A 25,659-nucleotide genomic window follows, 5' to 3' on the forward strand; every position below is an offset into this window, starting at 1 on the left:
CGCGCGGCGGCGTGACGTCCGGCGAGGTGCGGTCGCCGGGCGAGGGGGCCCCTTGCGTGCCCGGGGGGCGCTGGGCAACCCTTGCCGCTGTGGAGTCGCCCATCGACAGCGGGGTCGTCCTCATCACCGGCGCGTCGTCCGGCATCGGCCGCGCGCTGGCGCACGAGCTCGCCCGCCGGGCGCGGGCGCTCGTGCTGGTGGCGCGCCGCAAGGATCGTCTGGAGGCGCTGCGCGCCGAGCTCGCCGCGGCGCGCCCTGCGCTCGCCGTGCTCGTCTTCGGCTGCGACGTCACCGATCGGGCGGCGGTGGACGCGATGCTCGGCGCCGTCGCGGCCGAGGTCGGCCCCGTCGACGTCCTCGTGAACAACGCGGGCTTCGGCGATATCGGCGCGTTCGACCTCTCCGAGTGGTCGCGGACCGAGCAGATGATCGCGCTCAACGTGACGAGCCTGGCGTACCTCACGCACCGGCTCGTCGGCCCGATGGTGTCGCGCGGGCGCGGCGCGATCGCGAACGTGAGCTCCGGCTTCGGGCTCACGTTCGGGCCTGGGATGGCGTCGTACATCGGCACGAAGCACTTCGTCACGAGCTTTACCGAAGCCCTCCGCCTGGACCTCGCGAGCACCGGCGTGCGGGTGACGCAGGTCTGTCCGGGGCCGGTGCAGACCGAGTTCAACGAGACGGCCGGCAACTTCACGGAGCTCGAGCCTCCCGCGCTCCTGTCGATCTCCCCGGAGCGCTGCGCGCGCTCGCTCGTGCGCGCGATCGACCGGGGTCGCGCGCTCGTGGTGCCCGGGGTGGTGGCGTGGCTCGTCGTCTACCTCGGCGTCCTCTGCCCGCGCTGGCTCCTCCGGCTCGTCTACCGGCCGATCGCGCGCGCGCTGCGCAGGAAGCAGCTCGCGGTGCGCGGCGCCCCGGCGCGGCCCTGAGGGGCGCCCCGGCGGCCTCGGCCTTGCGCCGTCGGGGCGCCGGGGCCCGGTCCCGGCGAGGCGTTGCGGGAGCGGCGGCGCGGCGGGTTCGCCCTCGGCGGTGTCCGCCCTTGTGGTAGCGTCGTGCGCGGCTCGCCAAGCCCTGAGGAGAACCACGGATGAAGAAATATCGGTGCCTGGTCTGCGATTTCATCTACGACCCGGCGGTCGGCGATCCCGACACCGGCATCGCGCCGGGGACGCTCTTCGAGCACCTGCCTGAGACCTGGATCTGCCCGGATTGCGGCGCGACCAAGGTCGATTTCGAGCCGATCGACGAGTGAGCGATCCGCTCCTCCGCCTGGCTCGACTCGTCCCCAGCTCGGCCGCAGCTCCCCACCTCGACGAGGCGCGCGCCGCGGGCAGCACAGGGGCGCGGGCACGGCGGGCACATCGGCTGTCCGGCCCTCCGTGCCCCTTGTGATCCCGAGCGCGCCGTTGCGCGTTGCTGTTGAGTCCTTGCGGGCCGAGAGCTCCCGCGCAGCGCGCCGGTGCGCGCGCTCGGCGCCCGCGGCCCGCAGACCTTGAGTCCTTGCAGGACGCGAGCTCCCGCGCAGCGCGCCGGTGCGCGCTCGGCGCTGCACCTTGAGCAGTCCCCGCAAGGGCCGTGAGCTCCGCGCAGCGCGCCAAGCCCGGCGGCGCCGCCACCCAGGGCCCGGGGCTGCCGTGCCGGAGCATGCGGGCGGGCGGCCGCCAGAGGACGCGGCGACTCCACGCAGTGGCCTGCTCACGAGCCGGCGTGAGCTCGATCACGAGCTAGCGTGAACTCGATGCAGAGCTCGAACGCTGCTCGCGAACCGCAGCGCGGCGAGGCCGATGCTCGCCGTTGCGCCGCGCTGAACTGAAGAGAAACTGCTTAAGAAAGAGACTGCGACGATTCGAGGGTGGACCTGACAGGGATCGAACCTGCGACCTCTAGAGTGCGATTCTAGCGCTCTCCCAACTGAGCTACAGGCCCTCGCTTTCGAGAGCGCGGACTCTACTCGCCGCGGGGCGGCTGTCAAGCGCGGATCGCGTTTTCCGTCCGGCCCCGGCGATTTCATCGGTCTCGTCAGCTTTGTCGGTGTTCGCGGGCGAGTCGCTGCCTGCCGCGTCCGCGCTGGTCCCGGCTCCGCCTGGCTCCGCCTAGTTCGCGGGGCTCTCGTCCGGCTGCCCCGGCTCGGCGTCGGCGCGCGCCTGGGCCTTCGGGTTCTGGAACGAGAAGAGCTTCTCGCGCTCCTCCCCGTAGCTCTCGGTGCTGCCCCACTTCGGGTTCCAGTCCTTCACCCAGTACACGTCCCCGGAGACGATCGCGTCCTCGGGCCGGCCCGTCCGCTCGGGGTAGCGGTACATGTACTCCTTCATGGCGTCCCGGTACGTGGTGTTGGCCGGCAGCTTGATGCGCGCGTAGTAGTCGCACCAGATCTGCGTGTATCCGAAGCTCTTCGCGTGCAGGAGGTCGAAGTTCGGCGGCTTGCCCGTGAAGGGATCGATGTGGCGGCCGTCGACGGTGACGGCGTCGACCACGAGCGTCCCGTCGTCCATCACCGGGTTGGGGGAGAACATGAACCAGCCCTGGAGGAACCGGAGCTTCTGCGCGAGGACCCGCGTCTCCTCGGGGTGAGGCACCTTCCAGCGGTTCTTGATGACCCAGAGCTCGACCGCCGCCTGGTTGACCGCGCCGGCGAACATCACGAGGACGCCGATCTCGCGCAGCGCGACGAGCCCCTTCCGGCCCCAGAGCCGGAGCGGCGCCGGCGGAGGCGCGACCTCCGAGCGCTCCGGGATCCGCACGCCGAGCGCCCGGCCCAGGCTGCGCCGGTGCGCCGCCGCCATCGCCGCCGTCACCGCGTCGCGCACGAGCGGCAGGCGGAGCGCCCACGCCACCGCGGGGCCGAGCGGGATCGCCGCGATGATGTCCGCGAGCGCCTCGGCGCCCTCGCCGAGCGCGCCGTCGGGGCGACGCGCCGAGAGCCCGTGCGCCGCGGAGCTCGACGCCTCGAAGGTGAGCAGCCCGAACCGGTCCATCCGCTTCAGCACGCGGCAGGCGAGGACGGCGCCCGGCGAGCGCGGGTCGTAGAGCACGACCCGGGCCCGGTGCGCGCGCCGCATCGTGCGCGCGGCGATCTCCCAGTCCTCGCGGCCGAAGAGGAGCGTCGACATCACGCAGAGCGCCCACGCGAACGGCCCCAGCACGAACGTCATGCCGAAGCCGATGTGGAGCACGTTCATCATCACCATCGTGAGCCGGCGCGCCCAGGCGCGGCCGACCGGCGACAGGAGGCACACCGGGATGGCCGCCTCGAAGGAGATGACCATCTTGGTCATGAACAGGATGAGGAAGTTCGGCGCGTAGTCGCGGACGTCCGCCACGATCGGCGTCACCATCCGGTCGACGTAGAGCACGTAGTGGATCGCGGTCCCGTTCTTCCAGGCGGGGCCGGTCTTGTGCACCACGTTGAAGAAGTAGATCGCCGCGATCTGGATCAGCAGGACGGGCCCGAGGACGGTCACGTGGCTGTCCGGCTTGAGCGGGTCGTCGATCGTGGTGCGGTCGTTCAGATCGTCCGCGGTCCGCTCGCGGCTCCGCTTCAGCGAGGCGAGCAGCGCGTCGAGCGAGAAGCGATCGCCCAGCGGCAGGAAGCACGTCCAGAGCAGGAGCAGGTTGTGGACGACGTAGCCGCCGTTCTCGATGAGCAGGACGCGCCCGTTCATGCTCGTGACGAACACGAGCGAGAGCACCTGCATGAGCTTCGTCTTCCAGCCGATGAGCAGGCAGACGTAGGTCGCGAAGATCACGACCCAGAGCACCCAGAGCTCGCCCGGCGTGGAGAAGGCGTTGACGAGCGAGAAGTTGCCGCCGCCCTGCGGGCGCCAGAGGTTCACGTGGTTCGGCAGGACGCCGATGTCCGCGAACATGTCGCTCCACGCCCACGAGCGGCGGAAGAGATCGCCGATGAGGAAGAAGCCGAGCAGGATGCGCGTGAAGCCGAGCGTCCGGCGGTCGAACGTGAAGAAGCTGTCCCGGAGGATGTCCCAGAACGAGGGCCCGCGCGGGCGCGCGGCGGGCGGCTCCTCGGCCTCGGCCTCGGCCGCGTCTGCATCCGCGTCGGCGTCGTCCGCCGCGGCGGCGTCGCCGTCGTCGTCCGCCGCGGCGCGCTCGTCGTCGTCCGCCGCGGCGCGGCCGCCCGCGGGCGGGTCCTCGCCCGCGCCCTTCGCGGCGGCGCTCTTCCCGCCTGCTCCGCGGCGCTCGCTGGGGTCCTCGTTCCGGAGCGCGCCCTCGGGCTCGCTCTCGTCGCGATCGTCTTTTGAGTTCATAGGGCGTCGAGATCGATCCTGCGCGAGCAGAGCGCTCGCCGGTGTCGAACCTACCTACCGCAACCGCGCGGGCGCCGCACGAGGCGACCACGGGCCCGACGGGCGGGCGCCGGCTGTCGCCGAGACCACGCGTGGCGCTTGATGCGCGGCGCGCGGGGCGGTAACCATGCGGGGAGGTGCCCTGGATGCCCGACGCGGAAGAGCGCCTCGCGCTCGCGACCTGCGCCTTCGTGGCCGGCTGCATCCTGCTCGCGCCGCGCGAGTGGGTCTCGGCGGGGATCGCGCTCGCGATCGCCGCGGCGCTGTTCGCGTGGCACCTCCGGCTGCGCGCGCGGACGTCGCGCGAGCGGACGGCGCGCGCGGGCGAGCGCGGGCGCTCCTAGCGTCCGCCGGGGGGCGACGACCCCCCGGAGCCCGCGCCCGCCGGAGCGCGCAGGGGAGGGCGGCCGAAGCGGGCGCGCACGCGATCGGCGAAGGAGCGCATCTTCGGCGCGCCGAGGAACCGCCGCTCCAGGCGCCGCTTGCCGGGGATGTCGAGGAGCATCACCCCGATCAGGATCACCAGCGCGCCCGGGCCCGGCACGCCGGGCAGCGAGAGCATGACCCCGAGCGCCACGCCGAGGACGCCGAGCAAGTTCTTCCCGATGCGCGCCGACACGCGCATCCAGGCCGGGCGCCCCGGCAGGAAGGGCTCCTCTTCCTCCTTCTCCAGGTAGTCCTCGGGCATCCGCACGAGCACGAAAGCGACCAGCGCCATGCCCCCGACGAAGCTGACGAGGCCGACGCCCGCGCCGATCGCGATCTGCTCGCGGTGCGCCTGGACGAACGAGAGCGCTGCTCGGAGGGCGTCCATCATCGGCGCGGAGCATACGGCGCGCCGCCGGGCCGGGCGAGGCCGGCCGGGAGCCTCAGGGGACGAGCACGGTGCCGATGGAGCCCGGCGCGCTCGCCTCGCGCGCGAGATCGCCCGGGCGCAGGCGGCCCAGGATGTGGATGCGGCGGACGCCCTCCGCGAGCGCGGCGAACGACTCCTCGAGCTTCGGGATCATCCCGCGCGTGACGGCGCCGCTGGCGATGAGCGCGCGCCCCTCGGCGACCGTGAGGCTCGGGATGCGCGAGGCGGGATCGGCGACGTCGCGCAGCACGCCGGGCACGTCGCTCACGAGGAAGAGCCCCGCGGCGCCGAGCTCGATGGCGACGCGGTTGGCGACGGTATCGGCGTTGATGTTGTAGACCTGCCCGTCCGCGCCCGCGCCGAGGCAGGCGAGCACGGGCAGGTACCCGCCGCTCCCGAGCAGCTCGAGCAGCCCGCGGTCGACGCCCGTGATGTCGCCGACCAGGCCGAGGTCGACCGGCTCGGGCCCGACGCTGGCGTGGACCTTCGGGGGCCGCTTGACGGCGGCGAGGGCGGGCCCGCTCGCGCCGTGGAGCCCGACGGGCCGCGCGCCCGCGGCGAGGAGCGCGGCGCACAGGTCGACGTTGAGCTTGCCGGCGACGACCATCTTCATGACGTCGAGCGTCTCCGCGTCGGTGACGCGCTGGCCCGCCACCTGCCGGACGGGGATGCCGAGCCGCTCCTGCAGCCGCGTGGCCTGCGCGCCGCCGCCGTGGACGACGACGGCGCGCGTGCCCGCGCGGCTGAGCGCCGCGAGATCGCTGGCGAGGACGGCGAGGGCCGGGCTGCCCACGACCTCGCCGCCGAGCTTGATGACGAGCGGTCCTTCCGACGCTGTCACGGGTGCCTCCGCGCTGCTCTGGAACCTTTCATGAACATGGAGGCGACACGTACCACTTCTGCAGCGGCCAGGGCAGAGGTCGCCGGTACGCCTCGTCAGGGCAGCGCGGCGCGCGGGCTTCCGTGGCATGCTGGCGCCGTGATCCAGGCCCTCCGACAGGCGCTCTCCAGCCGCGCGGAGCCGATGCTCGCGCTCCTCGAGCGGCTCGTGAGCATCAACTCGTTCACGGACAACCCGCGCGGCGGCGACGCGGTGGGCGAGGTCATCGCGAGCGAGCTCTCGGCGATCCCCGGCCTGCAAGCGCGGCGGATCGCCAGCGCGCGCTTCGCGGCGCACTGGGTGGTCGAGAGCGAGGCGGCGAAGGCCTCGCCGGCGGGGCACGTCGCCCTCGTCGCGCACCTCGACACGGTGTTCCCGCCGGGGACCTTCGAGGGCTTCCGCCTCGACGGGGAGCTCGCGCGCGGCCCCGGCGTGCTCGACATGAAGGGCGGGATCGTGGTGATCATCGAGGCGCTCCGGGCGCTCGCGGCGGTCGGCGCGCTGCCGGCGCTCCCGGTGCGGCTCGCGATCGTGTCGGACGAGGAGGTAGGGTCGCCCGAGGGTCGCCCGCTGCTCCAGCGCGAGCTCGCGGGCGCGGCGTGCGCGCTCGTGTTCGAGGCGGGGCGCCAGGGGGACAGGATCATCACGGCGCGCAAGGGCACCGGGGGCGCGACGGTGAGGGCCACGGGCAGGGCGGCGCACGCCGGCAACGCGCACCAGCAGGGCGCGAACGCCATCTGGGCGCTCGCGCGCTTCATCGACCGGGCGCAGCGGCTCACCGACTACGCGCGGGGGGTGACGGTCAACGTCGGCAAGGTGAGCGGCGGGCAGGGCAGGAACACGGTGCCGGACGCGGCGGAGGCGGCGGTCGACTTCCGCTTCGGCAGCCACGCGGACGGCGAGGCGATCCTGTCGGCGCTCGCCGCGGCCGCGCGCGAGGCGGCCGTCGAGGTGCCCGGCACCGCCGTGCAGGTGGACGGCGAGATCGCGCGGTCGCCGCTCGTGCGGACCGAGGCGAGCGCGGCGCTCTGCCGGGAGTACGCGGCGTGCGCGCGGGCGGCGGGGCTCGGCGACGGCGAGGCGCCCCTCATCGGCGGCGGGTCCGACGCGAGCTCGACGGCCGATATGGGGATCCCCTCGATCGACGGCCTGGGACCGCGGGGGAGCGGCTTCCACACGAAGGACGAGCTCATCGAGGTGAAGACCCTCGCGCCGAAGGCGGAGGCGCTGGCGGCGTTCCTGCTGGGGCGAGCGAGCGGCGGCGGGACGGAGACGTGAGACACGCCCGGGCATCGTCGGGACAACGATGGCGGTGCTTGTCCCGGGAGGAGCAGAATGTCCCGGACGCGTGCCCCTGACCGCGGCGCGCGTCCCGTGGGCGCGTCAGCGCCTCACTCCAGCACCACGAACTTGAGGTACCGCCCCTCCCACCACGCCGGCAGCGTCGGGTGGTCCTCCGGCTGCCCGTGGACCGCCCGGACCCGGAGGTCGTCCCGCTCCAGGGTGGCGTCGTCCAGCGTGGCCAGGAAGTCCTCCGCCGTGATGTGGCTCGAGCACGACGCCGCGCACAGCACGCCGCCGCGCTCGAGCACGCGCGCGACCGCCGTGTGCAGCCGCCGGTAGGCGCCGAGCGCGCGCGGCTTCGCGCGCTCGCTCGGCGCGAAGCTCGGCGGATCGCATATGACGAGGTCGTAGCGGTCGCCGCGCGCGTGCGCCTTCTCGAGGAAGTCGAACGCGTCCGCGGTCACGAACTCGTGCGCCGCCGGATCCACGCCGTTCTCCCGGAACGTGCGCTGCGCGGACGCGTGCGCGGCCGACGCCGAGTCGACCGACGTGACCCGGCCCGCGCCGCCGAGCGCCGCGGCCACCGAGAAGCCCCCCGCGTAGCTGAACAGGTTCAGGACGCGCCGGCGCCCGGCCGCGAGCGCGCGCACGCGGGCGCGGTTGTCGCGCTGGTCGAGGAACGCCCCCGTCTTCTGGCCGCGCGCGAGGTCGACCTCCATCGCCACCCCGGTCTCCCTCACGAAGAGGCGATCCGGCAGCGGCGGCCCGTGCAGGTGCGCGAGCTTCTTCCCCTCCGCGTCGGCTCCCCCCGCCGGAGCGCGCAGGCCGATCGAGCGCACGCCGCGGGCGCCGAGCGCGCGCGCGAGGTGCGGGAGCAGGCGATCGAGCCACGGCGCGAGCATCCCGCCGTCGAGGCGGACCACGGCGGCGCGGTCGTACCGATCGATGACGAGCGAGGGCACCCGGTCCCCCTCGCCGTTGCACAGGCGGTAGGCGGTCGTGTCGCGGCCGGCGAACCAGCCGTCGCGCAGGGCGAAGGCGCGCTCGAGCCGCTCCGCGAGGGCGCGCTCGTCGAGCTGCGGCGCCTGCGTGCGCTGGAAGACGCGGACGGCGATCGCCGACTCGGCGTCCCAGAGCCCTCGCCCGAGGAACGCCGCGCCCTCGGCCGACAGCTCGACCACGTCGCCCGACGCGGCCACGCCGCCGCGCGCAGGCTCGCCGCGCGCGCGCTCGCCGCGCCTGCGCTCGCCGCGCTGGGCCGCGTTCCCGCCGCCCGCGATGCCGTCGCGGTACACCCACGGGTGGCCGCGGCGGACGGCGGCGGCGGCTGTCGTGGTGAGATGGACCCGCATCGACCCCGCCTAGCACGGTAAGCTCGCAGCGTGCTGCACCGTGTTCGTTCGCTCGGATCGGCCTGCCTCGCGGCGACGTCGCTCGCCGCGCTCGTCGAAGCCGGCTGCACGCAGGACCACGATCTCCTCGGCAGGGACCCGCCGGGCGCGACGAGCACGTCCGGCGCTGGCGGCGGTCCGGGCGCCACCTCGAGCAGCGCCGCCAGCTCGGGCGCTGGCGGCGGCGACGTCGTCGAGCCGCCGGGGCCGACGAAGCTCACGGTGGTGAACGGCGTCGCCGATCACGACGCGGTCCGCTTCTGCTTCCTCGCCTACCCCGACGGCACCGGCGCCGGCGTCGCCCCCTGGCCGAGCGCGGCCGCGGGCCTCGCGTTCGCCCGGGCCCGGGTGATCGAGCCGCTCGACGCGGCGATCCCCGAGGGGGCGAGCGTGCGCGCGCACGTCGTCGCCGGCGACCTCGGCGCGACCGAGGGGCTCGACTGCGCCGAGATCCTCGCGCTCGCGGCGGAGCCCGCCGCCCCGATCGTGGCCGCGGCGCTCCCCGTCGTGCCGGCGCCGGTGTTCGCCGAGGAGAAGAGCCTGCTCCTCGTCGCCACCGGCTGCGCCGGCGGCGAGGGGCACACCCACGCCGACGAGAAGCAGGGCTGCGGCGACGCCTACACGATCGACACGCCGACCGCCGGCCTCGTGGCGGCCGCCATGTCGCGGCGCACGACCTTCGAGAGGGTCGCGCTGCAGGTAGCGCACGCGAGCGCGGCGACGCCGGTGGTCGACGTGCACCTCACGCCCGGGATCGAGGCGGCGGGCGGGGTGTTCCTCGCGCACGACCTCTCGTACGGGGCGCTCGCGCCGTTCCCGCCGTTCACCGGGCTCGCGCGGGACAACCTCGGCGCGCTCGAGGAGGCCACCGTCGAGACCTACGCCCCCGCCGATCTCCAGCGGACGTCCTCCGTGCCGATGCGGGAGATCCTGGCGAACAGCGACGTGCCGGCGACCGCTGTCACCAATGGACTGGGGTTCGTGCTCGTCGCCGTCGGGGCTGCTCCAGGGACGGAAGACGGCGGGTTCTGGCACCCTCTGACATACACGTTGTTGTTGGCGGATCCCTGATCCTGCCTGAACGTCCATGGGCGGCGGAGCTCCGCGCTGGCGTCGTTCGTCAGGCCCGCCGCCACGCCTCGACCGGCCGCGCCCGGCGACTCGCTGTGATTCCGCCTTGGGCATGAACGCTCCATCGCGAGCCCGTAGGATCCTGGGTTGCCCGTGGGTGCATCGCGCCGTCCGGCGAGCTGCGCGCCACCCTCATGGCCCCTTCGCGCTCGACGCGATCGCCTCGAGCGCGCGGCCCGCCGTTCCAGGCGAGCTTGCAGCGCACGTTATCTTATTGAAGGATAAGGATTCTGCGCCCTCGGGCTCGGGCGTCTCTCTCTCCTCCGCAGGTCTCCTCTTCGCGGCCCCGCCGCGGCTCTGTCCGGCTTTTCGCCGCGGAGCGCCGGTCGGGGAAATTCGTAATTCGCTCTACGGTAGGGAGCGCCCCGTACGGACGACAAGACAGGAGATCACGCGCCGTGACGAGCGGGCGAATCTCCAGTATAACGCGAGTGCCTGAATTCTGAGGGGGGAAAGAGGATATGACTACACAGGTGTTTGTCGGGGCGAGCTCCACGGCCGATCCGAGGAAGGCTGCCGCGGAGTCCGTGGCGGCGGCGCTCCGTGAGTCGGCGCAATCGGCGCGCTCCGAGCACGTTTCCTCGCCGCCCGTATCGGCCTCGCCGCCCGTATCGGCCTCGCCGCCCGTATCGGCCTCGCCGCCCGCATCGGCCTCGCCGCCCACATCGGCCTCGCCGCCCGGACCGGCGCGCCCCGCCTTCGCGCTCGTCCTGTCGACGGATCAGTATGACGCCGACGCGCTCGCCGCGGCGATGACCAGCGAACTGCCCGGCGTCCCGTGGGCGGGGTGCTGCACGGCGGGCGTCTTCGCGGGCAGCCGGCTGCTCCGGCAGGGGCTCGTCGTGGGGCTCGTCTCCTCGGAGGCCGTGCGCGTCGGCGTCGGCGTCGCGCAGCCGGTGAGCCAGGACGGGCGGCGCGCCGGCGTGCTCGCCGCCTCGCGCGCGCTCGAGGGGTTCCCCTCGTCCGTCGCGGCGGGGTGGAGCCGCGCGCTCATCGTGCTGCCGGACGCGCTCACGGGCAACGCGGCCGACGTCGTCCGCGGCGCGGTCGAGGTCGGCGGGACGGGCGTCGTCTGGGCCGGCGGCGGCGCGGGCGACAACCTCCGCTTCATGCGCACCGCGCAGTTCGCGGGCGGCCGCGCCTACTCGGACAGCGTCGTCGTCGTCGCGATCGACTCGCCCGCCCGCATGGCCACCGGCATCGGCCACGGCTTCCGGCCCTACGGCCCGCCGACGATGGTCACCCGCGCCGAGGGCACGGTCGTCGCGGAGCTCGAGTTCGAGGGGGCCTTCTCGGTCTACCAGCGCACCGCGCGCGCCAGGGGAGACCAGGTGAACCTCGACGGCTTCGCGACCTTCGCGATGACCCACCCGCTCGGCATCCCGCAGGCCGACGGCGAGCACGTCATCCGCGACCCGCTGCGCGTGGTCACGCCGGGCGGGCTCTACTGCGTCGGCGAGGTGCCGGACGGGTGCCTCATCCGCGTCATGGAGGGCGACCCCATCGGCCTCGTCAGCGCCGCGCGCGAGGCCGCGACCACCGCGCGCGACGCGGTGGCCGGGCCGATCGCCGGCGCGTTCGTGTTCGACTGCATCTCGCGGTGCATGATGCTCGGCGACACGGTGCACGACGAGCTGACGACGTTCGAGCACGAGCTCGGCCAGAGCGTCCCGGTGATGGGCTGTCTGACCTTCGGCGAGGTGGGCGCGCTCGGCCGCGGGGTGCCGCAGTTCCACAACAAGACCGCTGTCGTGCTCGCGCTGGGGGCCTGAGCGCCGGAGCGGCTGGAGCCCTGCCCATGGCGAGCGACGAAGATCTCGAGATCCAGGAGGAGCGGCTGGCGCTCCTCAGCGTCCTCCAGGAGCTCACGGTCGCAGCGCTCGACCTCTTCGACCCACGCCAGTCGATGGCGCTCTTCCTCGAGCGCCTCGCCGAGCGGCTGAGCTGCGTCGCGGTGCTCGTGCTCGTCGAGCCGACGCCGTGCGCCCCTCGGCTCCTCGACGCCGCGGGGCTGTCGGCGAGCTCGCGCGCGCTGCCCATCCCCCCGCGGTCCCCGCCCGAGGCGGGCGCCTCGCCGGGCGAGGGGGAGGGCCTCCACCTGCCGTACCCCGAGCTCGCGCGGCCCGGGCTCGCGACCTGGCACTTCTCGCTGGAGGGGCAGGGCGACAGCGGCGCTTCCAGCCTCATCCTCTGCTTCGAGGGCGAGCCGCCGTTCGCGCCCCGGTACCGGGGCATGATGCGCCGGCTCGCGGGGACCTTCCGCACGGCGCTCGTGCACCGGCTGCTCTACGCCCGCATGCTCGAGAACGAGCGCGAGCGGGCGCGGCACCTCGCCGCCGCGGAGGCGGGGCGCGCGGCCGCGGAGGCGGCGCAGCGCCGCGCGGCGTTCCTCTCGGAGGCGAGCCGTCTGCTCTCCAGCTCGCTGAACTACGAGGCGACCCTGGTGCGCGTCGCGCGCCTGCCGGTCCCGTTCGTCGCGGACTGGTGCATGGTCGACATGATGGAGCGCGAGGCGATGCTCCGGCGCGCGGTCGTCGTCCACGCCGACCCTCAGAAGAGCGAGCTCGCGCGCCTCTTGCAGGGCCAGACGCCGATGGACTCGGTCCTTCCGGCCGGCGTCGCGCGCGTGCTGGAGACGGGCGAGGCGGTGCTCTGCGAGGTCGCCGGCGCCCCCGCCTCGCCGCGGTCGCCGGACGCGCACGACAGCGAGCCGCCCGTGTCCGCCAGCGAGGCGCTCCTCAAGGAGCTCGGCCTCCGGCGCTACATCGCCGTGCCGCTCGTCACCCGCGGCACGATGCTCGGCGTGCTCACCATCGCGTCGGGCCGCGACGATCTGCTGTACGGCGCCGAGGACCGCGCGCTCGCCGAGGAGCTCGGGCGCAGGGCCGCGCTGGCGATCGACAACGCCCGGCTCTACGAGAGCGCGCAGCGGGCGATCCGCGCGCGGGAGGAGCTCGTGGCGGTGGTGTCGCACGATCTCAAGAGCCCGCTCGCGACGATCGTCATGAACACGAGCCTCCTGCGCCGGAAGCTGCCGAGCTCGGAGGAGGCGGCCGAGCTGCGGCGCCCTGTCGAGCGCATCCAGAAGTCGGCCGATCGCATGAACCGCCTCATCCGCGACCTGCTCGACCTGGCGAAGCTCGACGGCGGCCACATCCGGATCCAGCCGGTGCCGCACGACGTCGCCGGCCTGCTGAGCGACGCCATCGAGCTCCTGCGGGAGGAGGCCGCGGAGAAGTCGCTGCGCCTCGAGCAGGGCGTCGAGCTCGGCGTCGACCGGGCGCTCTGCGACCGCGAGCGGGTCCTGCAGGTCATCGCCAACCTCGTCGGCAACGCGATCAAGTTCACGCCCGCGGGCGGCGAGGTCGCGCTCCGCGCCGCGCCGTGGGGCCGGGAGGTGCTGCTCTCGGTGCGCGACACGGGCCCGGGCATCCCGGAGGATCAGCGGGCGAGGATCTTCGAGCGTTACTGGCAGGCGAAGGAGACCGCCCACAAGGGCACGGGGCTCGGCCTCTCGATCGCGAAGGCGCTCGTCGAGGTCCACGGCGGGCGCATCTGGGTCGAGAGCAAGGTTGGGGAGGGGAGCACCTTCTTCTTCACGCTCCCGCTGGCGGAGGCCGCGGGCACGACCTCGGGAGTCGCGGCGGGCACGCGCCTCGGGGCCTGACAAGGGCCGTCGGGGCTCCCCGTAAAGAGGTGTAGTCACCTCACTGAGGCAGAATTGTCCTCTCTTTTCGCGTCTTGGCGGGCCGATCCCTTCATCGCTATACCTACCGCGATGAACGACGTCGGGAACGACAGGGGCACCGCGGCGCCGGCTCAGGCTCGCGGAGAGGACGACGAGCGGGAGCTCGTCAGGGCCGCATTGCAGCTGCTGGGCATCCGCAACCTGGTGCTCGCGATCCACGATCCGAGCTTTCCGTCCGAGGACGCGGAGGACACCGGGCGCGGGTCTCCTTACACCGAGGGGGGCCGCAGGTTCCTCCGGTTCGCGCGCGATCTCGGCTTCAACGGCATCCAGCTCGGGCCTCAGGGGGAGACGTCGGCCGACAACGCGTCCCCGTACGACGGCACCATCTTCTCGCGGAGCACGCTCTCGATCGCGCTCGCGCGGCTGGCCGAGGACGGCCCGTGGGGCGCGCTCCTCCGTCCCGAGTCGGTGACGAAGATCGTCGCCGGCAAGCCCGGCGGCCGCGAGGGTCGCGCGCTGCACGGCTATGCGTACCGCGCGCAGCGCGCCGCGCTGCGGGAGGCGTTCGCGTCGTTCACCGACAGGCGGCGGCGCGGCGACCTCGAGGGCCTCGCCGCCCGCCTCGACGCGTTCAGGAAGCGGAACGCCGCGTGGATCGAGCGCGATGCTCTGTATGGCCCCCTCTGCGAGGAGCACCGGAGCGGCTGGTTTCACGGCTGGTCTGGCGAGCCGGAGCTGGATCGCCGCCTCTTCGCGCCCGGCCCAGGCGAGGTGGTCGCCTGCGAGGAGCGCAGGAGAGAGCTCCTCGAGCGGTACCGCGATGGCGTCGAGCTCTACGCCTTCTGCCAGCTCCTCGCGCACGAGCAGCACGCGGCGCTCCGGGGCGTGACCGCCGAGCTCGGGCTGAAGCTCTACGGCGACCTGCAGATCGGGTATTCGCCTCAGGATGCCTGGGCCCATCAATCGGTCTTCCTGAAGGGTTATCTCATGGGCGCGCCGCCGAGCCGGACCAACCCGGAAGGCCAGGTGTGGAACTACCCTGTCCTGGATCCGGCGCAGTACACGGACGCCTCGTCTGGCGCGCTCGCGCTCGTGCGGGCGCGGATGGACAAGATGTTCGACGAGTTCGACGGCGTGCGCCTCGATCACCCGCACGGCCTCGTCTGCCCGTGGGTCTACGCCGCCGACGCCCCCGATCCGCTCCGCGCCGTGCAGGGCGGGGCGCGGCTCTTCTCGTCGCCCGACCTGCCGGACCACCCGCTGCTCGCCCGCTACGCCGTCGTGCCTCCCGGGCAGCTGAACCGCGCCGTGCCGCGGTATGCCGACGACTGGGTCTCCTCGCTGTCTCCGGAGCAGATCGCGCGCTACAGCGTGATCTTCGACACGATCGCGGGCTGCGCCGAGGCGCGCGGGCGCGCGACGACCGACATCGTGTGCGAGGTCCTGAGCACGCTCCCGTTCCCGCTCAGGGCCGTCCTCGAGCGGCACGGGCTGGGGCGCTTCCGGGTCACGCAGAAGGCGGACCTGTCGAACCCGAAGGACGTCTATCGCAGCGAGAACGCCGCGCCGTCCGACTGGATCATGGTGGGGACCCACGACACCCCGCCGCTCTGGAGGCTCCTCGGCGCGTGGGAGCGGACCGGCGCGCTGGAGCGGCAGGCGGCGTACCTGGCCTCGCGCCTCGCACCCTCGCCGGCCGAGGAGGGCGAGATGGCGCGCGCGCTCGCGTCCGACCCGCGCGCGCTCGCGCAGGCCAAGTTCGCCGACCTCTTCGCGAGCCAGGCGGCGAACGTCATGGTGTTCTTCTCCGATCTGCTCGGGTTGGAGGAGGTCTACAACGCTCCCGGGACGATGAGCGACGACAACTGGTCGCTGCGGGTGCCGCGCGGCTACGAGCGGTCTTACGCGGAGATGCGCGCGCGCGGCGCGGCCCTCGACCTCCCGCGCGTGCTCGCGCTCGCGCTCCGCGCCCGGGGAGGCGCGGAGTCCGAGGAACGCCGCGACCTCGCCGCGCGGCTCTCGCGCCTGGCCGGCGCGGCGCGCGGCCAGCGCTGAGCGCCATAGAAAGCGGGATGAACCCGCGCCTCGGTCGGCGGCTTTCGCGCGAACGTCACCCGGCGTTTGCGTGCAAGTAACAGGCTGAGCGCATCCTGGCGCCTGGCTTTCCCCCCGGGGCTCGAGCCGGCCTAGGTCGAATGAGCGTTCCCAGCGACCCCCAAGGTTGGCGTAAGTTCCGCCCCATTGCCGAGATTGGCAGGGGCGGGATGGCCGACGTCTGCCTCGCGGTCGCCCAGGGGCCGGCTGGCTTCAACAAGCTGGTCGTGCTGAAGAGGGCGCGGATCGAGCTCTGCGACGACGCCGATATCCTCGCCATGTTCCTCGACGAGGCGCGCCTCGCGGCCCGGCTCAACCACCCGAACGTCGTGCAGACGTACGAGGTCGGGAACGACGCCGAGCGGTTCTTCATCGCGATGGAGTACCTCGACGGCCAGCCGCTCAGCCAGGTCCGCTCCCGCGTCGGGCTGGCCGAGCTGCCGCTCCCTCTCCAGGTGCGGATCCTGACCGACGCGCTCGCGGGGCTCCATTACGCGCACGAGCTGCGCGATTTCGACGGGACGCCCATTCACGTGGTCCACCGCGACGCGAGCCCGCAGAACATCTTCGTCACCTATGACGGCGTCATCAAGGTCGTCGATTTCGGGATCGCCAAGGCGGCCGACTCGCTATCGGAGACGCGCACCGGCATGCTCAAGGGCAAGGTGGCGTACATGTCGCCGGAGCAGTCCCGAGCAGAGCGCGTGGACCGGCGCTCCGACGTCTTCTCCATCGGCGTGATCCTCTGGGAGTCGATCGCGGGGCGGCGCATGTGGAAGGGCTACAACGACCTCGCCATCCTCGGGCGGCTCGGCGTGGGCGAGCTCCCGGACGTCAAGGTGGCCGCGCCCGGCGTCGATCCCGAGCTCGAGCGGATCTGCCGCCGGGCGCTCGCGCCCGCGCTCGGCGACCGCTACGCGACGGCGGCCGAGCTGCACGCGGACCTCGAGCGCTGGCTCGGCGCGCATCACCCGGGCGCGACGGCGCGCGAGGTCGGCGCGTTCGTCGCGAGCCGGTTCGCGGAGGAACGCGCGCGGATCAAGCAGCTCGTCGAGGAGCAGCTGCGCGACGTGCGCTGGTCCGGCAGCTACTCGAAGGTCACGATCTCCGACCTGCCGAAGCTCGGCACCGGCCGGGTGTCGATGACCCCGACGTTGACGGCCCCCACGGCGTTCAGCCCCTCGGACGCGAGCTCGGTGCCGCCGCCGGTGAGCTCGACGGGCACGGGGCAGAGCACGGGGCCAACCGGGCAGAAGGGGCGCGCCTCGCGCCCGAGCCGCGCGATGGCGGCGATCGCGATCACCTTCCTCCTCGCCGCCGCCGTCGTCACCGCCGGCGTCCTGCGCCCGAGGCCGCCTCGCCCGGCGCCGGTCGGCCCTATCGAGGCGCTCGCCGACGCTCCGGCGGCGGCGCCCGCCTCGAAGCAGGAAGAGGTCAGCCTCGTGGTCCGCGTCTCGCCCGCGGAGGCGAGGCTGTTCCTCGACGGCGCGCCGCTGTCGAGCGGCGCCTACCAGGGCCAGCTCGCCAGGGACGGGCGCGGGCACGTCGTCCGCGCCGAGGCGCCCGGCTTCCTCGCGCAGGAGGAGAAGATCACGGCGAACAACGATGTCGTCGTGAGGCTCGCGCTGGAGCGCGACGCGCGCGCGCACGCCGCGCACGCAGGAAAGCCCGTGCCGGTCGCGCGGACCACGCCGGCCGCGCGGACCACGCCGGCGAGCGCCGCCCTCACCGCGCCCTCGCCGCCCGCTGTCGCGCCCTCGCCGCCCTCTGGCGCCTCAAGGCCGGGGCGCGCCATCGACCTCGAGAGCCCCTACGCCCGATGACGATCCCGAGAGCCCTCGCCCGCTCTGCCGCGGCGATCGTCTTCGTCTTCCCGCTCGGCGCGCTCGCCCAGCCCGACGACAGGACCTCCGAGGCCGACGCCCGCTTCCGGCGCGGCGTCGAGCTCTACAAGGAGGCCGATTACGGCGCGGCGCTCACGGAGTTCCGCCGTGCCTACGCGCTCGCCCCTGCGTATCAGGTGCTCTACAACGTCGCGGGTGCGTGTTACCAGCTCAGGGATTACGCCTGCGCGCTGCGCGCCTTCGAGCGATACCTGACCGACGGCGGCGCGCAGATCGCGGCCGACCGGCGGGGCGAGGTCCAGAGGGACATCGCCGTCCTGCGCGGCCGCGTCGCCACCGTCGCGGTCTCGACCTCGGTGCCCGATGTCGAGATCGCCGTCGACGATGTCGCGGCGGGCAGGACGCCGCTCTCCGAGCCCCTGCTGATGAGCGCCGGCCGGCGGCGCATCGTCGCCGCGGCGCCCGGTCGCCCGGCCGTCACGCGGGTCATCGACGTGGCCGGCGGCGATCAGGTCGCGCTGCAGATCGAGATCCCCGGAGCGCCCCCGCTTCAAGCCGCCGTCCCCGGCCCGCGCCCCGGCGCGGCGTCGCCGCCGGAGCAGCCCGGCGCCCCGCTCGATCGATCCCCGCGCCGCGAGCTGCGCGTGCCGGTCCTGCCCTGGATCGCGACCGGCGCCCTCGCCGCCGGCGCGGCGGTCACCGGCGTCCTCGCGCTCGGCGCCTCCAGCGATCTTGGCGCGGCGCTCGGCGCGTTCCCTGGCGACGCGCGCGCGATCGAGCGCGAGCGGACCAGGACCGCGACCCTCGCGCTCACCGCCGACCTGCTCGCGGGCGCCGCCGTGCTCGTCGGCGGCGTCTCGCTCTACCTCACCGTGGCCGGCGGCGGCGGCGCGGAGCGCGCCGGCGCAGCCCGCCCCTCCTCGCCGTCGATCCGGGCCGCGATCGCTCCGTCGTCCCTCCGGCTCCTCTGCACCTTCTAGGGTCGCGCCCCATGCACCAGCAGTCCTTCGGAGCGCCGCCGCGGAGCACCACGATCGGGCCGCCGCGCGCGCTCCGCGCCCGCCTGTGCGCGGCGCTCGCGCTCGCGCTCTCCGCGCTCGCCTCGTGCTCCGTGCTCGTCGAGCAGCGCGACGAGCAGTGCGCCTCGGACGCCGACTGCGCGCGGTTCCCCGGCGCCCGGTGCGACCCTGGCGCGCACGTCTGCGTGCCCGCGGACGGCGCACCGACGGGCGCGTGCGACGGCGGCGGCGGCTGTCATGGCTGCACGCCGACGACGAACGAGCAGCTCCTCAACGCCTGCACCGACGCGGCGTGCCGGCCCTTCGACAACCGGCGGCTCGGGAACCTCCGCGACGGCGGGCTGCCCCCCTTGCCGGAGACAGGGGCGGGCGGGGGTCGCTGACCCACGCACGCCATCAACGCGACGCGACGCAACGAGACGCAACGATGAAGCGCGATGGCACACCCCGGTCCTGCCCGACCCTGCTCCCCGCCGCGGCGCTGCTCGGCGCCCTGACCGTCGCCCCGACAGCGGCCGCGCAGCCGGCCGTGCCGTGCTCCTCGCTGCCTTCCCCGGTCCACATCACCGGCTCGAGCGCGGTGAAGCCGTTCCTCGCCGAGCTCGCCAAGGTGCTCAGCGCCTCGACTCCCCCCCTCTCCATCGTCTACCAGGGACAGGGCTCGTGCGCCGGGGTCACCGCGTTCTTCGAGGGGGCGCCGCTCTCGGGCGCCGGCCTGAGCTACTGGGACGCCGACACGGAGCTCCTCTGCGACGCCGACCTGGAGGGGAGCCCGATCGACATCGCGGTGTCCGACGTGTTCGCGACGACGTGCGACCCCGCGTTCACGACCTCGAGCACGGTGAGCGACTTCGCCGGTCCGATCCAGCCGATGACCTTCGTCGTCCCCAACGCCTCGACGCAGGAGTCGATCAGCGCCGAGGCCGCGTACTTCGTGTACGGGTTCGGCGCCGCCTCCGGCGTGGCGCCGTGGACCGACGAGCGGTTCATCTTCCAGCGCAACGCCGGCTCCGGCACGCAGCAGATGATGGCGGCGGCGATCCGCGTCCCGGCGTCGCGCTGGCGAGGGGCCCCCGCGACGTCGAGCGACGACATGAGGAACCTCGTGGCCTTCTCGACCGACGAGGAGCGCACGATCGGCGTCCTCGGCGCCAACGTCGCGAGCGAGAGCTCCTCGCTGCTCAAGGTGCTCGCGTACCAGCACTACGATCAGCAATGCGGCTATTACCCCGACTCCGATCCATTGAAGCGCGACAAGCGCAACGTGAGGGACGGCCATTACGCGATCTGGGGGCCTCTCCACTTCCTCACGCACGTCAACATCAACACGGGAGATCCGTTGAGCGACGGCGCAGCGCTGGTGATCGACTACCTCACCGGGAGGAAGCAGCCGCCCGCGGGGCTGGATCTCATCAAGCTGGAGGCGCAGCACCACGTCGTCCCCGAGTGCGCCATGCGGGTGCGGCGCACCGAGGAGATGGGCCCGCTCGCGTCGTTCATGCCGACGCGCTCGTGCTGGTGCTACTTCGATGCGGTCGCCGGCGGTGGCGCCGACTGCGATCGTTGCGACAGCGACGGAGATTGCCCGTCACACTCCCCGAAGTGCAACTTCGGCTACTGCGAGCCGCAATGATCTGACGCTCCGGGCCGGCGGCCTCGAGGGCGCGCGCTCTCCGGCGGGGCCGCCCGACGCACGGCGTCGCAGGGTCTCAGCGGTCAAAAAGCTTGCATCCAGGGCGCTCGGGCTGCATTGATCCGAGCGAGCGCCGCGGTCCAAGGGCCTCGCCCGCGCGGCGCGCGTCCCTCATCGCGCGGCGGTGCAGCGGCAACAGTGCGACAAGGTGGTCAATCGCCCGCGCAGCGCGCGAGTCGAGAACGAGATGGGAGACACCAGGTGAGCACGACCAAAGCGTCTCTTGGCACCCTGTTCCTCACGCTCTCCCTGGCCGCGCCCGCGCTGGCGCAGGAGCCGCCGCGGCAGCCCATCACGGACAAGACGAAGGAGCGCTGGGCGAAGAGCCAGGGCGGCCGGTTCGGCTTCGAGATCGACGTCCTCAGCTCGTCGTACCAGACGGAGATCGCGGAGGCGAGCGCGGGCCCGGAGGAGGTCGAGGTCACGGACTCCGATCGGCTCGGCATCACCATCACCGCCGCCGCGCAGTACAAGATCTTCGCGGGTCTTCACGTCGACGCGGAGATGCCCTTCATCTACGGCAACGTCTCGGGCCCCCAGTCCACCGACCTGTTCGGAAAGCGATTCTGGAGCACCGCCGAGTACAGCGATTTCTTGCTCGGCAATCCCACCTTTGGCCTCCATTACGCTGGCAACCTGCTGCCCAACTTCGCGCTCTTCGGCGGCTTCGGCGTGACGGTCCCGCTCCACCCGCACCCGAGCGCGGGCCTCGAGGTCGCGGCGGTGGCGAACTTCCCCGCGCGGGCCTACTTCGATGCGCAGCGCGTGCTGCTCGGGCACTGGGCGCTCCGGGCGCGCGTCGGGACCGAGATCCACTTCGGCAAGGTGCTGTTCCTCACCCACGACGTGGCGGTTCAGGCCTTCGTTCCGACCCGGGAGGGGGACTTCACGAAGTCCGTCATCGAGCAGGGCAACGAGATCGAGTTTCGCCCGTTCGGAAATTTTGGCTTCGGCATGCGCCTCCAGGCGGCGTTCCCTCTCTCCTCCAGCAACTCCGCCCAGCTGGCGGCGGAGCCGTTCCTCGGCTGGGAGCCGCTCGTGAAGGGCTCTTTCACCCGCATCGGCGCCCTCGTCGCGCTGGACGACGACCTCGGCTTCGGCCTGGACCGGGGCAAGGTCGCGACGATCCGCGTGGCCCTCGGCAGCAAATGGTAGGGAGGCGGGCGCGGCAGGGTCGAGCTACCCTGAGCGCCTCCTCATGATCACGCGATCAACCTCCGACATCTGGGTCGGCTGCCCGCGGCCGAACCCCGCTTCCCGGCTTCGCCTCTTCTGCTTCCCCTATGCGGGCGGGGGCGCGTTGAGCTACAGCGCCTGGTGGCGCGAGCTGCCCGCGCACACCGAGCTCTGCGCGATCAAGCTCCCCGGCCGGGAGGCGCGCATGAGCGAGCAGCCGTTCGACCGCCTCACGCCGCTCGTCCATGCCCTCGCGACCGCGCTCGAGGGCTGGCTGACGAAGCCGTTCGCCTTCTACGGCCACAGCCTCGGCGCGCTGGTGAGCTTCGAGCTCGCGCGCGAGCTGCGCCGCCGGGGCGCTCCGCTCCCGCGCCACCTGTTCGTTTCGGGCCGGCGCGCGCCCCACCTGCCCACCGCTGCGCCGCTCCACGGCCTGTCCGACGCCGAGTTCCTGGCGTGGCTCCGCCGCATGGGGGGCACGCCCGAGGAGGTGCTGAGCGAGCCGGAGCTCCTGGCGCTCTTCCTGCCCGTCCTGCGCGCGGACGTGGCCGTCAACGAGGCCGAGCCGTTCGTGCCCGGCGCCCCGCTCGACTGCCCGATCTCGGCCTTCGGCGGGCTCGACGATGAGCGCGCGGGCCGCGCCGACCTCGAGGCCTGGCGCGAGCTCACGCGCGGGCCGTTCCGGGTCGAGATGTTCCCCGGCGGGCACTTCTTCGTGCGGAGCGCCCGCGAGCCGCTCCTGCGGTCGGTCTCGGCCCTCCTCGACGGCGTCGAGCGCGACCTCCCCGCGTGACGGCCGGCGCCGAGCGTGTGTCGAGGCGTGTTGAGCCCGGCGCCGGAGCCATGCGAAGAAGGAGGGGCCCGCAGCCTCCCTGCCCCCGGAGACCCGAACGATGACCGATTTCCAGTACCAGGACATGCTGCCCCTCGGCCACGACGAGACCCCTTACCGCCTCGTCAGCCGCGACCATGTCTCCACCTTCGAGGCCGCCGGCTCGACCTTCCTCAAGGTCGAGCCGGAGGGGCTCACCCTGCTCGCGCGCGAGGCGATGCGCGACATCGCCCACCTCCTCCGGCCCGGTCACCTCGCGCAGCTCTCGCGGATCCTCGGCGACCCCGAGGCCTCGCCGAACGACCGCTTCGTCGCCCTCGAGCTGCTCAAGAACGCGAGCATCGCCGCGGGCGGCGTGCTCCCTTCATGCCAGGACACCGGCACGGCCATCGTCATGGGCAAGAAGGGCCAGCTCGTCTTCACGGGCGGCGGCGACGAGGCCGCGATCGCGCGCGGCGTGTTCGAGACCTACCGCGCGCAGAACCTCCGCTACTCGCAGCTCGCGCCGCTCGACATGTACAAGGAGGTCAACACGAACGACAACCTCCCTGCGCAGATCGAGATCTTCGCGACGGACGGCGACGCCTACAAGCTCCTCTTCATGGCGAAGGGCGGCGGCTCCGCGAACAAGAGCTATCTTTACCAGGAGACCAAGGCGCTCCTGAACCCCGACAGCCTGCTCTCCTTCCTCGAGGCCAAGATCCGCGCGCTCGGCACGGCGGCGTGTCCGCCGTACCACCTCGCCATCGTCGTCGGCGGCACCTCGGCCGAGCACACGCTCAAGGTCGCGAAGCTCGCCTCCGCGCGTTACCTCGACACGCTCCCGGCCGAGGGCAACGCGCGCGGCCGCGGCTTCCGCGACCGCGACCTCGAGCAGAAGGTCCTCGAGCTCGCGCAGCGGACGGGGATCGGCGCCCAGTTCGGGGGCAAGTACTTCTGCCACGACGTGCGGGTCATCCGGCTGCCGCGCCACGGCGCCTCGTGCCCCGTGGGCATCGCCGTCTCCTGCTCCGCGGACCGGCAGGCGCTCGGCAAGATCACGCGCGAGGGCATTTTCCTCGAGCAGCTCGAGGCGGATCCCGCGAAGTACCTGCCCGACCCCACGGAGGCGGATCTCGGGGGCGAGGTGGTGAAGCTCGATCTTCGCCGCCCGATGCGCGAGATCCGCGCCGAGCTCTCGAAGTACCCGATCCGGACGCGGCTCTCGCTGACCGGGCCGATGATCGTCGCGCGCGACATCGCGCACGCGAAGATCAAGGAGCGCCTCGACCGCGGCGAGGGCATGCCGAGCTACATGCAGGAGTTCATGGTCTACTACGCGGGCCCTGCGAAGACGCCGGCGGGCTACGCGTCCGGCTCGTTCGGGCCCACCACGGCTGGCCGGATGGACGCGTATGTCGACCTCTTCCAGGCGAACGGCGGCAGCTACGTGATGCTCGCCAAGGGCAACCGCTCGCCCGCGGTCACCGCGGCGTGCAAGAAGCACGGCGGCTTCTACCTGGGCTCGATCGGCGGCCCGGCCGCGCGCCTCGCCAAGGACTGCATCAAGAAGGTCGAGGTGCTCGAGTATCCCGAGCTCGGCATGGAGGCAGTCTGGAAGATCGAGGTCGAGGATTTCCCTGCCTTCATCGTGGTTGACGACAAGGGCAACGACTTCTTCGCCGACATCAACAAGCCCGCTGGCCGCAAGCTCGACGTCGCCGGGTGAGCGCGACCACGTCCTGAAATGCAGCTCGAAGAGCCCGTGCGTGCGTATGTCCGACACGGGAGGTGACCTGTGGGACGCAGCGAATGGACGGAGTGCCATCGAGGCAAAACGTCACATTTGAGGCGTCCGTGCTCCTGTTCAGCCCGATAATCCATCCCCGGAAGTCCCCAGGGCTGCGATCCGCTGGGGCACGGTCCGTGCTTTTGAGCTCGCGTGAAAGGAGCTGAGCATGACAGTTCGACCTGATCGCACGGTGCCCCAGGGCCAGCCTGATGTCGGGCACCACCGTTTCGAGGATCGGCACGGTGGTCCGGACGGGGCTCGTCACCACATGGACGAGGAGCGGCTGGAGCGGCTCGTGCGCGCCGCGCAGGAGGCGTCGGGTCAGGCGGCGCGCGAGGGTCGCCGCGAGCCTGGCCAGGATCGACGGGCGGACGGCGGCGGCGTCGACGCTCGACCGGCTCCGAGGACCGCGAGCATGGCCGACATCGAGCGCGCGGACGACGAGGGTATGACGCCTCCGCTGGAGGAGAAGTGATGGCGGCGCGCGCGATGAGCCTTGATTCGGTCGTCGAGCGGCTCGTGCCGAACGTGCTCCGCAAAGCGGAGCGCGCGCCCCTCGCCCCGGCGCTGGACGCGCAGGTCCGCCACGTCGACACGTGGAGCGCGGGGCGACTCGCTTACTATGTCGACACGCGCGCTGCTGGGCGCCCCGTGGTGCTCCTTCACGGCGTCGACGCGGCCGCCTCGTCCCGGGAGATGGCTCCCCTGTTCGATGCGCTCCGCCGGGAGCGGCCTGTGTACGCCCTCGATCTCCCGGGGTTCGGCCTCTCGGAGCGCGCCGATCGCACCTACGACCGCGAGCTCTACCGCGCCGCCGTGCGCCGGTTCCTCACGGACGTGGTGCGCGCGTCGGGCGGCGCCGACGTTGTCGCGCTGTCGCTCTCCTCCGAGTTCGCCGCCGCTGTCGCCTGCGAGGAGATGAGCCTCGTCCACAGCCTCGTGCTCGTGTCCCCCACGGGGCTCGGCCGCCAGGCGCCCGGCGCGAGCTTCCTCCTCCGCGCCGTCTCGCACGTCCCCCACGTCGCCGAGGCGCTCTATCGCGTGCTCGCCACGCCGCCGAGCATCCGCTGGTTCCTGAAGAAGAGCTTCGTCGGCGCCCCGGATCCCGGCCTGGTCGACTACGCGATCGGCACCTCGAAGGAGCCCGGCGCGCACCGCGCCCCGCTCGCGTTCATCGCCGGCGACCTCTTCACCGAGGACGCCTTCGAGCGCCTCTATGCGCGCCTGCCCGTCTCCACCCTGGTCCTCTACGACGAGGACCCTCACGCGCGCTTCGACCGCCTCGACGACCTCACGCACCAGAACGCGCGCGTGGAGGTCGCCCGCATCACGCCGACGCGCGGCCTCCCGCACTTCGAGCAGCTCGACGCCACGCTCGAGGTGGTCCGCAGGTTCTGGGCGCAGGACCCCTGGTAGAGACAGACGCCTCACCTGCAGCGCGACAAGGCCAGCGCTCCGTCCGCGTCGCGCGTCGCGCGCCGCGCGGGGCGGACGTCGAGCTCTCGGCCGCGTGGCCGGCATCAGCGAACATGTGGGCGCCATTACTGATTGGCGCCATCGCTGGCGGGGGGGCGGGCTCGCGAGCGTCCGCGGCGGAGCACAGGCTCGACGTCGCGCGCCCCATCGCACGCCACCGTTCGTGGCGCTGTCGGTGTACAATGACGTTGTGACCGATGATCGACTGGTGCGTTGA

The 25,659-nt window shown here is 73.0% G+C and carries 21 protein-coding genes and 1 tRNA gene; 17 read left to right on the plus strand and 5 right to left on the minus strand.

The features are described 5' to 3' along the window. Nucleotides 1-89: 89 nt before the first annotated feature. Together WME85_RS02830 and rd are read left to right on the plus strand one after the other, a co-directional pair. Nucleotides 90-929 carry an SDR family NAD(P)-dependent oxidoreductase gene (locus WME85_RS02830; RefSeq protein WP_437835096.1) on the plus strand — a complete coding sequence of 280 codons (840 nt, stop codon included), beginning with the start codon at nt 90-92 and terminating at the stop codon, nt 927-929. 158 nt (nt 930-1,087) lie between these two features. Beyond that, nucleotides 1,088-1,252 (plus strand): rubredoxin, encoded by a 165-nt coding sequence (rd, locus tag WME85_RS02835; RefSeq protein ID WP_437835098.1) that lies wholly within the window; start codon nt 1,088-1,090, stop codon nt 1,250-1,252. A gap of 601 nt (nt 1,253-1,853) precedes the next feature. Here the strand turns inward: rd and WME85_RS02840 are convergent. Then, nucleotides 1,854-1,926: transfer RNA gene (locus tag WME85_RS02840), tRNA-Ala, on the minus strand. A 167-nt stretch (nt 1,927-2,093) separates the two neighbouring features. Beyond that, nucleotides 2,094-4,265, minus strand: a complete 2,172-nt coding sequence (locus WME85_RS02845; RefSeq protein WP_437835100.1) for a hypothetical protein — start codon at nt 4,263-4,265, stop codon at nt 2,094-2,096. A 185-nt stretch (nt 4,266-4,450) separates the two neighbouring features. Between WME85_RS02845 and WME85_RS02850 the strand changes: the two genes are divergently transcribed. Continuing rightward, entirely contained in the window at nt 4,451-4,648 is a 198-nt protein-coding gene (locus tag WME85_RS02850; RefSeq protein ID WP_437835102.1) for a hypothetical protein, read from the plus strand. Here the strand turns inward: WME85_RS02850 and WME85_RS02855 are convergent. Beyond that, a complete protein-coding gene (locus tag WME85_RS02855) occupies nt 4,645-5,121 on the minus strand; it encodes a hypothetical protein (protein WP_437835104.1) in 477 nt (158 codons plus the stop codon). The genes WME85_RS02850 and WME85_RS02855 overlap by 4 nt on opposite strands. A gap of 52 nt (nt 5,122-5,173) precedes the next feature. Then, on the minus strand, nt 5,174-6,001 hold the full coding sequence (gene argB / locus WME85_RS02860) for an acetylglutamate kinase (protein WP_437835106.1): 828 nt from the start codon (nt 5,999-6,001) through the stop codon (nt 5,174-5,176). A 138-nt stretch (nt 6,002-6,139) separates the two neighbouring features. Between argB and WME85_RS02865 the strand changes: the two genes are divergently transcribed. Beyond that, the gene (locus WME85_RS02865) at nt 6,140-7,318 is read left to right on the plus strand and encodes a M20 family metallopeptidase (protein ID WP_437835108.1); all 1,179 of its coding nucleotides are present in this window, start codon (nt 6,140-6,142) and stop codon (nt 7,316-7,318) included. Nucleotides 7,319-7,431: 113 nt separating this feature from the next. Here WME85_RS02865 and WME85_RS02870 read toward each other — a convergent pair whose 3' ends face one another. Further along, on the minus strand, nt 7,432-8,676 hold the full coding sequence (locus WME85_RS02870) for a class I SAM-dependent rRNA methyltransferase (protein ID WP_437835110.1): 1,245 nt from the start codon (nt 8,674-8,676) through the stop codon (nt 7,432-7,434). Between the two features lie 30 nt (nt 8,677-8,706). Here WME85_RS02870 and WME85_RS02875 point away from each other — a divergent pair, with 30 nt between their 5' ends. The 13 genes from WME85_RS02875 (at nt 8,707) to WME85_RS02935 (ending at nt 25,382) form a co-directional block, all read left to right on the plus strand. Beyond that, nucleotides 8,707-9,786, plus strand: a complete 1,080-nt coding sequence (locus WME85_RS02875) for a hypothetical protein (protein ID WP_437835112.1) — start codon at nt 8,707-8,709, stop codon at nt 9,784-9,786. Between the two features lie 521 nt (nt 9,787-10,307). Beyond that, the gene (locus WME85_RS02880) at nt 10,308-11,618 is read left to right on the plus strand and encodes an FIST signal transduction protein (RefSeq protein WP_437835114.1); all 1,311 of its coding nucleotides are present in this window, start codon (nt 10,308-10,310) and stop codon (nt 11,616-11,618) included. 26 nt (nt 11,619-11,644) lie between these two features. Beyond that, complete coding sequence (locus WME85_RS02885; RefSeq protein ID WP_437835115.1) at nt 11,645-13,513, plus strand: ATP-binding protein; 1,869 nt, start codon at nt 11,645-11,647, stop codon at nt 13,511-13,513. Nucleotides 13,514-13,624: 111 nt separating this feature from the next. Further along, the gene (locus tag WME85_RS02890; RefSeq protein WP_437835117.1) at nt 13,625-15,592 is read left to right on the plus strand and encodes a 4-alpha-glucanotransferase; all 1,968 of its coding nucleotides are present in this window, start codon (nt 13,625-13,627) and stop codon (nt 15,590-15,592) included. A gap of 140 nt (nt 15,593-15,732) precedes the next feature. After that, on the plus strand, nt 15,733-17,454 hold the full coding sequence (locus WME85_RS02895; protein WP_437835119.1) for a serine/threonine-protein kinase: 1,722 nt from the start codon (nt 15,733-15,735) through the stop codon (nt 17,452-17,454). Then, the gene (locus WME85_RS02900; RefSeq protein WP_437835121.1) at nt 17,451-18,455 is read left to right on the plus strand and encodes a hypothetical protein; all 1,005 of its coding nucleotides are present in this window, start codon (nt 17,451-17,453) and stop codon (nt 18,453-18,455) included. The genes WME85_RS02895 and WME85_RS02900 overlap by 4 nt, the downstream gene beginning before the upstream one ends. An 11-nt stretch (nt 18,456-18,466) precedes the next feature. Continuing rightward, on the plus strand, nt 18,467-18,877 hold the full coding sequence (locus WME85_RS02905) for a hypothetical protein (RefSeq protein WP_437835123.1): 411 nt from the start codon (nt 18,467-18,469) through the stop codon (nt 18,875-18,877). Nucleotides 18,878-18,921: 44 nt separating this feature from the next. Beyond that, nucleotides 18,922-20,127, plus strand: coding sequence for a substrate-binding domain-containing protein (locus WME85_RS02910; RefSeq protein ID WP_437835125.1), 1,206 nt, complete (start codon nt 18,922-18,924; stop codon nt 20,125-20,127). Between the two features lie 261 nt (nt 20,128-20,388). Next, a complete protein-coding gene (locus WME85_RS02915; RefSeq protein ID WP_437835127.1) occupies nt 20,389-21,342 on the plus strand; it encodes a hypothetical protein in 954 nt (317 codons plus the stop codon). 43 nt (nt 21,343-21,385) lie between these two features. Further along, nucleotides 21,386-22,156, plus strand: coding sequence for a thioesterase II family protein (locus WME85_RS02920; protein WP_437835129.1), 771 nt, complete (start codon nt 21,386-21,388; stop codon nt 22,154-22,156). Nucleotides 22,157-22,256: 100 nt separating this feature from the next. Beyond that, nucleotides 22,257-23,903, plus strand: coding sequence for a fumarate hydratase (locus tag WME85_RS02925; RefSeq protein ID WP_437835131.1), 1,647 nt, complete (start codon nt 22,257-22,259; stop codon nt 23,901-23,903). Between the two features lie 229 nt (nt 23,904-24,132). Continuing rightward, on the plus strand, nt 24,133-24,441 hold the full coding sequence (locus WME85_RS02930) for a hypothetical protein (RefSeq protein ID WP_437835133.1): 309 nt from the start codon (nt 24,133-24,135) through the stop codon (nt 24,439-24,441). Between the two features lie 14 nt (nt 24,442-24,455). Further along, nucleotides 24,456-25,382 (plus strand): alpha/beta fold hydrolase, encoded by a 927-nt coding sequence (locus tag WME85_RS02935; RefSeq protein ID WP_437835135.1) that lies wholly within the window; start codon nt 24,456-24,458, stop codon nt 25,380-25,382. Nucleotides 25,383-25,659 lie beyond the last annotated feature (277 nt).

It is taken from the genome of Sorangium sp. So ce1153, assembly GCF_051521595.1.
In the GTDB taxonomy this organism is placed as follows: domain Bacteria; phylum Myxococcota_A; class Polyangia; order Polyangiales; family Polyangiaceae; genus Sorangium.

Excerpts from the sequence above, each read along its gene's own strand:
- rd (WP_437835098.1), top strand. The coding sequence starts at position 1,088 with ATGAAGAAATATCGGTGCCTGGTCTGCGATTTCATCTACGACCCGGCG.
- WME85_RS02845 (WP_437835100.1), bottom strand. The coding sequence starts at position 4,265 with ATGAACTCAAAAGACGATCGCGACGAGAGCGAGCCCGAGGGCGCGCTC.
- WME85_RS02850 (WP_437835102.1), top strand. The coding sequence starts at position 4,451 with ATGCCCGACGCGGAAGAGCGCCTCGCGCTCGCGACCTGCGCCTTCGTG.
- WME85_RS02855 (WP_437835104.1), bottom strand. The coding sequence starts at position 5,121 with ATGATGGACGCCCTCCGAGCAGCGCTCTCGTTCGTCCAGGCGCACCGC.
- WME85_RS02870 (WP_437835110.1), bottom strand. The coding sequence starts at position 8,676 with ATGCGGGTCCATCTCACCACGACAGCCGCCGCCGCCGTCCGCCGCGGC.
- WME85_RS02880 (WP_437835114.1), top strand. The coding sequence starts at position 10,308 with ATGACTACACAGGTGTTTGTCGGGGCGAGCTCCACGGCCGATCCGAGG.
- WME85_RS02885 (WP_437835115.1), top strand. The coding sequence starts at position 11,645 with ATGGCGAGCGACGAAGATCTCGAGATCCAGGAGGAGCGGCTGGCGCTC.
- WME85_RS02890 (WP_437835117.1), top strand. The coding sequence starts at position 13,625 with ATGAACGACGTCGGGAACGACAGGGGCACCGCGGCGCCGGCTCAGGCT.
- WME85_RS02895 (WP_437835119.1), top strand. The coding sequence starts at position 15,733 with ATGAGCGTTCCCAGCGACCCCCAAGGTTGGCGTAAGTTCCGCCCCATT.
- WME85_RS02900 (WP_437835121.1), top strand. The coding sequence starts at position 17,451 with ATGACGATCCCGAGAGCCCTCGCCCGCTCTGCCGCGGCGATCGTCTTC.
- WME85_RS02905 (WP_437835123.1), top strand. The coding sequence starts at position 18,467 with ATGCACCAGCAGTCCTTCGGAGCGCCGCCGCGGAGCACCACGATCGGG.
- WME85_RS02910 (WP_437835125.1), top strand. The coding sequence starts at position 18,922 with ATGAAGCGCGATGGCACACCCCGGTCCTGCCCGACCCTGCTCCCCGCC.
- WME85_RS02920 (WP_437835129.1), top strand. The coding sequence starts at position 21,386 with ATGATCACGCGATCAACCTCCGACATCTGGGTCGGCTGCCCGCGGCCG.
- WME85_RS02925 (WP_437835131.1), top strand. The coding sequence starts at position 22,257 with ATGACCGATTTCCAGTACCAGGACATGCTGCCCCTCGGCCACGACGAG.
- WME85_RS02930 (WP_437835133.1), top strand. The coding sequence starts at position 24,133 with ATGACAGTTCGACCTGATCGCACGGTGCCCCAGGGCCAGCCTGATGTC.
- WME85_RS02935 (WP_437835135.1), top strand. The coding sequence starts at position 24,456 with ATGAGCCTTGATTCGGTCGTCGAGCGGCTCGTGCCGAACGTGCTCCGC.